The 9,301-nt window shown below is 68.6% G+C and carries 10 protein-coding genes; 1 reads left to right on the top strand and 9 read right to left on the bottom strand.

All coding sequences use genetic code 11. From position 1 onward, the window contains the following. The 9 genes from K8V84_RS17595 to K8V84_RS17555 all read right to left on the bottom strand — a co-directional run. Positions 1 to 294, bottom strand: a 294-nt coding sequence (locus tag K8V84_RS17595) for a hypothetical protein (protein ID WP_304076251.1), incomplete at its 3' end; no start/stop codon positions are given. A 459-nt stretch (positions 295 to 753) separates the two neighbouring features. After that, positions 754 to 1,461 carry an HAD family hydrolase gene (locus tag K8V84_RS17590; protein ID WP_304076253.1) on the bottom strand — a complete coding sequence of 236 codons (708 nt, stop codon included), beginning with the start codon at positions 1,459 to 1,461 and terminating at the stop codon, positions 754 to 756. 116 nt (positions 1,462 to 1,577) lie between these two features. Continuing rightward, a complete protein-coding gene (locus tag K8V84_RS17585) occupies positions 1,578 to 2,036 on the bottom strand; it encodes a hypothetical protein (protein ID WP_304076249.1) in 459 nt (152 codons plus the stop codon). A gap of 79 nt (positions 2,037 to 2,115) precedes the next feature. Next, on the bottom strand, positions 2,116 to 2,775 hold the full coding sequence (locus tag K8V84_RS17580) for an HAD family phosphatase (protein ID WP_304076247.1): 660 nt from the start codon (positions 2,773 to 2,775) through the stop codon (positions 2,116 to 2,118). A 147-nt stretch (positions 2,776 to 2,922) separates the two neighbouring features. Further along, entirely contained in the window at positions 2,923 to 4,596 is a 1,674-nt protein-coding gene (locus K8V84_RS17575; RefSeq protein WP_304076246.1) for a glycoside hydrolase family 3 protein, read from the bottom strand. 130 nt (positions 4,597 to 4,726) lie between these two features. After that, complete coding sequence (locus tag K8V84_RS17570; protein WP_304076244.1) at positions 4,727 to 5,233, bottom strand: PTS glucose transporter subunit IIA; 507 nt, start codon at positions 5,231 to 5,233, stop codon at positions 4,727 to 4,729. 142 nt (positions 5,234 to 5,375) lie between these two features. Continuing rightward, positions 5,376 to 5,612, bottom strand: coding sequence for a glucose PTS transporter subunit EIIB (locus tag K8V84_RS17565; RefSeq protein ID WP_304076242.1), 237 nt, complete (start codon positions 5,610 to 5,612; stop codon positions 5,376 to 5,378). 153 nt (positions 5,613 to 5,765) lie between these two features. After that, positions 5,766 to 7,253, bottom strand: coding sequence for a PTS transporter subunit EIIC (locus K8V84_RS17560; protein WP_304076240.1), 1,488 nt, complete (start codon positions 7,251 to 7,253; stop codon positions 5,766 to 5,768). Positions 7,254 to 7,297: 44 nt separating this feature from the next. Then, positions 7,298 to 8,035, bottom strand: coding sequence for a GntR family transcriptional regulator (locus K8V84_RS17555; RefSeq protein WP_304076237.1), 738 nt, complete (start codon positions 8,033 to 8,035; stop codon positions 7,298 to 7,300). Between the two features lie 262 nt (positions 8,036 to 8,297). Between K8V84_RS17555 and K8V84_RS17550 the strand changes: the two genes are divergently transcribed. Beyond that, positions 8,298 to 9,301, top strand: a 1,004-nt coding sequence (locus K8V84_RS17550; RefSeq protein ID WP_304076235.1) for an SIS domain-containing protein, incomplete at its 3' end; no start/stop codon positions are given.

Raw genomic sequence — 9,301 nt, 5'->3', positions numbered from 1 at the left:
GACGACGCTGGGCTGCTGTTCCCACCCGTCACGTTCGAGGTCGGGGGTGTAGACGCGGACCTTGCCGCGCCCGGGGGTGCGCTCGGAGCCGAAGGCACGGTGCGCCTCGGCGGCGCCGCAGATCTGTTCGGGGGAACGATCGCTGATCTCTTCGGGGTCCGTGTGGCGGTAGTAGAGGGGAAGGAAGTCGCGGATCGTGTCGGCGGCCTCGGGACTCAGGCGAGCCCCCGGTTTCCACCGAGAGGCCGCGTCGTTGAGCAGCTTCTGGAGAATGACGTCGGATTGCCCGGACATAGGGATCTCTCACTCCTTTGTGAGCGGCGTCGGACGAGCGTCGCGAAGGACAACGGGTCATGTGACGTGTCGGCCGGTCGTCCCACCGAACCGTCGGATCCGTGAACTTCTGTGTTCGACTGTGAGTTTCCGTGAACCCCTTGGGGCACAAGGAATCCAGAGTCGTGGTGGTCGGATCGGTGCCTGTGCGCACAGGCGACGTGAAGCGAGGCGGGGAACACCGTTGTTCCCGCCTCCGAGGAACCCCGAGAACGGGGATCCGGCCCCCACCGTAGCGGGGACCCTGACCAGGCTACTGGTTTCGATCCCCGAGAACAGAACCGACACCGATACACGGTGGTTACCGTTGATGTGGACGGAATCGCGGTGGTTCACACCAGAGCACAGAGGAGACACGGCCCTCCCTCCGACGACGCTCGCTGTCGTTATGGAGACGTTACCGTGATCCGAGGCGGTCACCTAATTCGTGGTGGCCTGGTGCACGGCGGTCATCACGGCCCGAGGGTCGCTCAGGTCGGGCAGGATGATCTGCGCCCCGGCGTCCCTCAACTGCCCCTCGGTGGAGGTGTCGCTGAGCACTCCGATGGGGGTGGCCCCACCGATGAGCGCGGCCCGCACGTCCGGGACGGAACCGGCGATGAACACCGTCTCCTCCTCCGCGTAGGCCCGTCCACCCTCGCCCGCGGCGTGCAGCCGGATGGACTGGATCAGGCTCGCCTTGGGGTAGTTGACCGACCCGAACCCGCCCACGGCCAGGTCGAGGTAGGTGTCCAGGCCGAAGGCCACCAACTTGGCGGTGGCGTTGGCCCGGGTGCTGCCGCTGACCACCGTCTGGACGGTGTCGGGCATGGACGCGACCGCGGCCAACGACGCCGAGGCGCCGGGCAGGGCTCGACCCTTGGCCAACAGTTGGTCGCCACGGGAGGCGAACGACGTCTCCAGCGCTGTCAGGAAGTCGGCCAGCGCCTCGGTGTCGGGCTCGAAGTCGACGTAGTTGCGGGCGCAGAACTCGAAGAACATCTCCGAGTCGGTGCGGCCCGCGGCCGACGTCAGGTAGACCAGCGGTTCACCGGTGACCTTCTCGAAGGCCTCCGCGTAGGCGACCCGCATGACCTGACCGACGTCGAGGAGGGTGAGGTCGATGTTCCATAGCACCAGGCGGCTGATGGCTTACTCCTCGGCGTTCGGGGTTTCGGGACGCCACCCATTGTGCCGGATGGCCCCATAACGGGGGAAACCGCGTCCGTGTCCGGCCAGAACCGACCGTGATCCGGACCCGATCGTCAGCCGCGGGAGTCCTCGACCACGTAACGGATCTCCTGGACCGCGAACCACAACAGTTCGTGGTCGTCGGCGGCGTCGGACCCGGGGTCCTCGACCGCCTTGGCGACGTCCGCGACGGCTCGCTCGTCGTCCACGTGCAGCGCCCTCAGCTTCTTGTAGGGGATGCTCGCCCGGACGCTCACCCGCGCGACGTCGTCGCCGTGCCGGGCCTCGTGTTCGACGATGTGGTCGGGCATCTCGGCGGTCAGGACCACGCGTCGGCGCGGGGCGGACGGGTCGGCGGCCAGCAACCGCAGCGACTCCTCCGCGGCCGCGCACATGGCCTCGTATTCGGCCTCCTCGGAATCACCGCCCGACCCCGGGGCGGCCGTGAAGGCGGTCAAGGGTTCGCCCTCCAGGCGGCCCTCGTCGAGGAGGGCGGCCAGTGCGGGGACGGTACCGGGCAGGAAGACGTGCATCGAGGCTCCAGGGCGCGATCGGGTTCACTACGAGTTTCCCAAAGGACCCGAGGTGACCGGACCCGCGCCCCATCATGGATCAGACCGGCTGGCGTTGGTTGTCGCCCTTCGGGACCAGGAAGCGGGCCAGCTCCGCACGCGTGCTGTCCACGTCCGTGTGCAGGATGCCGGTCATGCCGAGGGACTCGGCGGTCGTGACGTTGTGTTCGAGGTCGTCGATGAAGACGCACTCCTCGGGCGCGAGCCCCAACCTTTCACAGGTGTGCAGGTAGATGCGCTCCTCGGGCTTGCGCATACCCACCTCACCGGAGATGACGACGGTGTCGAAGGTGGCCGCGAAGCGCTCGCGCGGATAGCCGTTGCCCCAGGAGTTGGACAGCAGCGCCGTGGCGTGCCCGCTCACCCGGGCCGACCGGAGCGTTTCGTACATGTCGTGGACCGGATCGAAGCGGGAGAACATCCGGTGGATGAGACCCTCGGCCTCGACCGGACCACCGTGGGTGGAGCGCAGTAGCGCGGCCAGGTCGCGCTCGAACTCGGCGGTGTCGATCTCCCCGCGTTCCAAGGCGTGCACGGGGTTGTCGGCCAGGCTGCCGTCGAAGTAGGGCCGAGTGACCTCGTAGTAGTGGTCGACGTCGATCGCGTCCTCCCGGAGCCAGCCCAGGATTCCGTCGATCAGGGGCGGAGTGAGCACTCCGCCCCAGTCGGAGATGACCCCTCGTCGGGTGGTGCGGTTCATCCGATCGCCTCCTCAGGTGAGCTCCAGGAACCACCCGCCCGGCTCCTCGAAGGCCGAGGGGTCGGGCGGAGAACCGTTCTTCCCGTTCCCCGCCCGATTCAATCTCGCGAACAGAACCGCTCACCCCGAAGGGTCCGCCGACGGGCCTCAGTAACCGAGACCCGTACCGGATCTCACGTCAGCGCCGGGGATGTCCACCGGCAACGCACCCGAAGGCTCGACCTCTCCGGCGATGACCCCGGCGGCGGCCGTTCGGGAGACCTCCACCGCCGAGTACAGGGCGAGGTAGCCCTCGACCTCGGGAAAGGCCTCCAGGTCGTAGGGGCCACCCTGGGACACCGCCACGACCGGTGTCCCCGCGCTCTGCGCCGCGGAGACCAGGCCCTGCTGCTCGGTGGAGCCACGGGCGCTCTCGGTGCCCACCACGAGCACCTCCTCGCCACTGTCCACGACCTCCAGACCCACGTCGGACAGGGCCGGGGCCAGGCTTTCGGAGCCCACCCCCGCCACCCTCACCTTGGTGCCCTGCGCGAGCGGCAGGAGGTCGCCCACGTTCTGCACCAGGGTCACCGAGGCCTCGGCCACCCGACGGGCGGCGTCGGCGTGCTCGGGGTCCTCCATGACCGCGGTGGCCGCGGCCGGGTCGACCGCTTCGGCCTCCAGGATCCCGCGCTTCTCCTTGAGCGCGAGCACCCGAAGCACCGACTCGTCGATGCGTTCCTCGCTCAACCGACCGCTCTCGACGGCCTCACGGATCGCGGAGAGCGCGGCGCTCGGGTCCGGCGGCATGAGGAGTTGGTCCACCCCCGCCTCGATCACGCGGACCGCGACCTCCCCGTCGTCGTGACGCTGACGCACGCCCTCCATGTTGAGGGCGTCGGTGGTGACCACCCCGTCGTAGCCGAGTTCCTCTCGCAGGATCCCGTCGATGATCGACGGTGAGATCGTGGCGGGATCGGGGTCCTCGGAGCCGTCCAACTGCGGCATGAGCACGTGGGCGGTCATGATCGAGTCCACCCCCGCCTCCACCGCGGCCCGGAACGGCGGCAGGTGCTCGGCCTCCCACTGGTCCCGGGGCAGGTCGATGACGGGCAGCCCGGTGTGACTGTCCACGTCGGTGTCGCCGTGTCCGGGGAAGTGCTTGGCCACCGGCACCACACCGCTCTCGGCGTAGGCACCGGCCTCGGCCAGCACCATCTCGGCGACCTTGTCCGGGTCGGAACCGAACGACCGGTTGCCGATCACCGGGTTGTTCGGGTCGGTGTTGACGTCGGCGTCCGGGGCGTAGTTGAGGTTGATGCCCACCGCTGCCAGCTCGGTGGCGGTGGTGGTGGCGCGCAGGGCCGCGAGTTCGGTGTCACCGGTGGCTCCGACCGCCATCGCGTCGGGGAAGCGCGTGCCCACCGGCATGCGCACGACCCGGCCCTGCTCCTGGTCGATCCCGAGGAACAGGGGGACCCCCTGGCCCTGTTCGGCCGCCAGTTGCTGGACCCCCACGGACAGCTCGGCGATCTGTTCGGCGTCGCTCAGATTCGCGTCGAAGTAGATGAGCCCACCGGGGCTGTAGGACTCGATGATCTGGGCGTTGTCCGCGGCCGTGGTGCCCTGGGCGGTGAGGACCATCAACTGGCCGATCTTCTCGTCCAGGTCCATTCCGGCCAGGAGTTCGGGTGCCAGGACCGGCTCGAAGGGCTCGGCCGAGGCTTCCGGTGACTGTTCGTTCTCTCCAGGCGAGGTTCCCACCTCCTCGGGTGTCGTGGTGCAGGCGGTCATCATCAGGGCGAGGCCTGCGCAGACCGGGGCCAGGGCATGCGGTTTCATGTGGGGTGTCATCTCCGGCGGTTCGCTTGGTGCGGCCGGAGAATACCCGGTCGGGTTCGGTGCTCGGCGTCACCCCGCCGTGGAGCGGGGGTGACCTCGGGTCGTCGGGAACGTTCGGGGCGGTACTCGCTCAGGGCCGGACCGGGGCCGGGGTCCACACGAAGAGCTCGTCACCGGCGGTGACGGCGCCGTTCACGTGCTCGCTCAGGGTGTCGGCGCGGGCGTCGAGTGCCACCACCGGAACCACGGAGGGTTTGCCCAGGGAGGCGACCAGCCCCGGTGACCACTCGATCACCGGGGTGCCCGCCGTGACCTCGGCACCCTCCGAGACGAGGAGGGTGAACCCCTCCCCCGCGAGCTGCACGGTGTCGATGCCCAGGTGGACCAGGACACCGTGTCCGCCGTTCGGAGCCATCACCACGAAGGCGTGGGGATGGAGCTTGGTCAGGGTCCCGGATATGGGCGCCAACGCCTCCTGCCGGGCCTCCTGGCCGCCCTCCTGACCGGGTTCCGGGTGCACGGCCAGCCCGGGGCCGACCATGCTCTGGGAGAACACCGGGTCCGGCACGGTCTCCAGGGACATCGCCGTTCCGGTGACGGGGGAAAGTACGCGCAGCGCACTGGTGTGGTCTGACATGGGGGAGATCTTCCCTACGGACGCGACTTAATCCAGGATCACATCGACCAAAAGGGCCGAAGGGCCCACGTTCTCTCCCCCGCCTCGACCTGGATCGATCGGGCGGTCACCCCGACGTCCGTTCCGGTGCTCTGACCGGGGGTTACTCCAACAGGTCCTGGATGTCGTCGGTGAGGCTGTCGGCCTCGGGACCGACGACGACCTGGACGACCCTGCCGGAGACCAGCACCCCGTGCGCGCCGGCCGCCTTCAGGGCCTCCTCCTTCACGAGCCCCGGGTCGACCACTTCGGTGCGCAACCGGGTGATGCAGGCCTCGATGTCCTCGATGTTGGCGGCGCCGCCCAGCCCGGCGACGATCGCCTCAGCCTTGTTGGCCATGTACCCTCCGCGCTCTGTTCTCGCGTGCCCGACGGACACGTTCACGAATCCGAACCGAGCTTAGAAGGTGATGGACCGCACACGCCAGGGTCGACGCCGACCGGTGCCCGGCGAAGATCCCGGGGCACCGGCCGACGGGGACGGCCGGCGGAGTCAGTCGGCGGGGTCCTTGCCCGTCCCGGTCGACTCGCCGTTCCCCTTGGTTGCGCTCGAACCGGCACCGTTCTCTTCGTCGGCGGCCGATGTGGTGTGCGCGGCGACGTTCTCCTCCGGATCGGTCTCCCTTCCCGGGGTGGGGATGTTCAGCTTCTTGATCAGGAGGTAGAAGATCCCGAAGTAGACCAGGAAGTAAAACATCCCGAACAACAACAGGATCCCCAGACCCTCCGTATTGCCCTTGGTGGCGTTGAGCAACAGGTCGATCAGACCCGCGGAGAAACCGAAGCCCAGTTGCACGTCCAGTGCGTTCAGCACGGCCATGGAGACGCCGGTGAGCACGATGTGCACACCGAACAGCACCGGGGCCACGAAGATGAACGCGAACTCCACCGGTTCGGTGATGCCGGTGGCGAACGCGGTCAGCGCGGCCGGGATCATGATCGAACCGATCTGGGCCCGACGGGCCGGGCTCGCCGCCAACCACATGGCCAGGGCGGCACCGGGAAGACCGAACATCAGCACGGGGAAGAACCCGGACAGCAGGCCGCCGGCGTCGGGGTCCCCCGCGAAGTACCGGGTGATCTCACCGTGGGAGACACTGCCGTCCTCGGCCGTGTAGCTGCCCGAGACGAACCAGATGAACGAGTTCACCACGTGGTGCAGGCCCATCGGCAGCAGGATGCGGTTGATGATCCCGTAGATGCCGGCGCCCAGCGCGCCCGCGCCGATGATGGTCTCACCGAGGTTTTGGATCCACATCCCGACGATCGGCCAGATCAGACCAAGGGCCACGCCCATGAGCAGACCGACCAGGGCGGTGACGATGGGCACGAAGCGGCGACCGCCGAAGAAACCGAGCCAAGTGGGCAGTTTGATCCGGTGGTAGCGCTGCCAGAGCACGGCCGCGAGCAGACCGATGACGATCCCGCCGAGCACGTCGGTGGGGTTCTTGATCGCGTGGTCGATCGCCGGAGCGACCGCGTTGACCACCTCGGGGTCGGTGACGGGTTCCCGGGTGACCGGATCGATCGGGAGCGGATAGGAGGTGACCTGGGATCCCAGATCGCCCTGGGGCCCGTCGAAGGTGGCCATCGTCCAGGTCGCGACCCGGTCGAAGACCAGGTAGCCCACGACCGCGGCGAGCGCGGTGGAGCCGTCGGCGCGCTTGGCGAAACCGATCGCCACGCCGATGGCGAAGAGCAGCGGCAGCGCCTGGAAGATGGCGTCACCGGCGGTGCCCACGGCTCCGGAGACCGGATTCATCCAGGACATGCCCGGCAGTCCGCCCAGACCGTCGGCGCCGAGGAGGTCGTCCTGGCCCAGGCGGAGCAGGATCGCGGCGGCGGGCAGGACCGCGATCGGCATCATCAGGCTGCGACCGAGCCTTTGGAGGACGGCCAGCACGGACGAACCGCGCCCACCCCCTCCTCCGGTGCCACCGGATGATCTCGGTGAGGTATTGGCTGCTTTCGGGTCCGACATGGCGGGGGGCCTCCCTTGGCGGCGCGCCGATGGGCGCGGGGGTGTCAGTCGCCGTGCCGGCGCGGGTCCAGCCTGGAGTGCAGCTGGTAACGGTCGGCACGGTAGGTGGACAGTGCCAGTTCCACGCACTGTCCCTTGGCGAAGCTGCGGCGCTGCATGATCAGCACCGGGCTTCCAGCGGGCAGACCGAGGAGACGGGAGTCTGCTGAGTCGCAGATCCCGGCCTCGATGGTCTGTTCCCCGGAATCCAACAGGATGTCGAACTCGTTTTCCAGGACCTCGTAGAGGGATCTCTCGGCGAGGTCGTGGTCCTCCAGCCCAGGCACCATCGCGGCCGGGATGTTGGAGCGTTCCACCGCCATGGGTTCGTCGTCGGCGGTACGCATGCGTTCGATGTGGTGGACGAGGGTGCCGGGGGCGATGTCGAGCATGCGCGCGGTGTGGCCGCTGGCCGGGATGACCTGGCGGATGAGCTCGCGGGCGCCCGGTTCGAAGCCGCGTGCCCGCATGTCCTCGCTGTAGGAGGCCAGGACCAGGGACATCTCGATCTTGGGACGGGCGACGAAGGTGCCCTTGCCGGGAACCCGGTAGATCTTGCCCTCCGCGACCAGCAGGTCGATGGTCTGGCGCACCGTCATCCGGGACAGGCCATAGTCCACGCTGAGCTCACGCTCGGAGGGGATCATGTCGTCCACGCCCAGCCCTGTCGACGTGATCCGGTCCAACAGCAGTTCGCGCAGTTGCACGTACTTCGGCATGGGATTGGCGGGATCGATCGACATGGGCGACCTTCTGTTCTGCCGTCGGGGGTCGGGGGGAGGGCCCTGGCGTGCGACCCGCCCCCGCATTCGGGCTTCTCCGGGCAATTCGGCTCCGACTGGTATAGTCCGGACTAGACCATAGCCTCCGACTCCATGTCAATCCTTTGCCGGCGACGTCGAGGCGGGCGCGGAACCACGGGCTCCCCGCCGTTCACCGACCTTCGGCGCGGCACCCGACGCCCGTCCAGGGCGACCCGTACACACCCTGGGAAGGTTGTTGCACATGACCACCACGACGAGCACGATGCGAGCGGAGATCGCCGAGCAGCCCGACGCTCTGCGCCGCACCTTCGCCGAACTCCTCCCCCTGCGCGGGGAGATCGAGGCACTGGGCCGTCGCACCAAACACGTCCTCTTCATCGCACGTGGTTCCTCGGACAACGCCGCCGTCTACGGTGGCTACCTGCTTCAGGCCCACACCGGCCGTATGGCCACGCTCGGCTCTCCGTCCATCGCGACCGAGTACGGAGCCAAGGTCGATCTGTCCGACGTCTTGGCCGTGGCCATCTCCCAGTCCGGCAAGACCGAGGAGATCGTCGAGACCATGCGGTGGGCCGCGAGTTGCGGTGCCCGGACCCTGGCCATCACCAACGGCGCCGACTCGACGCTGGCCAACGAGGCCGACGTCGCCCTGGTCACCCGGGCGGGGAACGAGCTGGCGGTACCCGCCACCAAGACCTACAATTCCCAGCTGGCCGCTCTCGCGGTGCTGGCTCTGGGCTTGGGCGCCGACCTGGATCCCGGTGAACTGGACCTGGTCCCCCAGGGTATCGAGGAGACCCTCGCCGCTCCCACGGACGCCCTGGAGGAGATCGTCGAACGCATGGTCGCGGTGCAGGGCACCGTGATCTCCGGTCGAGGCATGGTCTACTCCACCGCCCTGGAGGCCGCCCTGAAGCTCAAGGAGGCCTGCTACCTCCACGCGATGGGGATGTCCTACGCGGACCTGCTGCACGGCCCCATCGCGGTCCTGGACCCGCGCACCCCGGTGCTCCTGGTCGCCGCCCCCACCGGACCGACCCTGCAGGGCACGGTCTCCCTCGCCGAGAAGGCGCGCTCGGCCGGCGCCCCGGTGTTCGGTTTCGGCGGTGACAAGGCCTTGGCCGACGCCTGTGACCTGTCCATCCCCGCCCCGAACGTGCCCGAGTGGGTTTCGCCGATGAACCTCATCGTGCCCGCCCAGTTGCTCACCGAGCACCTGGCCCGTCGCCTGGGCTACAACCCCGA

This window comes from Nocardiopsis listeri, from assembly GCF_020741345.1.
Lineage (GTDB): Bacteria > Actinomycetota > Actinomycetes > Streptosporangiales > Streptosporangiaceae > Nocardiopsis > Nocardiopsis listeri_A.
Note: the sequence above shows the minus strand (reverse complement) of the source record. Positions and strands in the feature narration are given on the sequence as shown.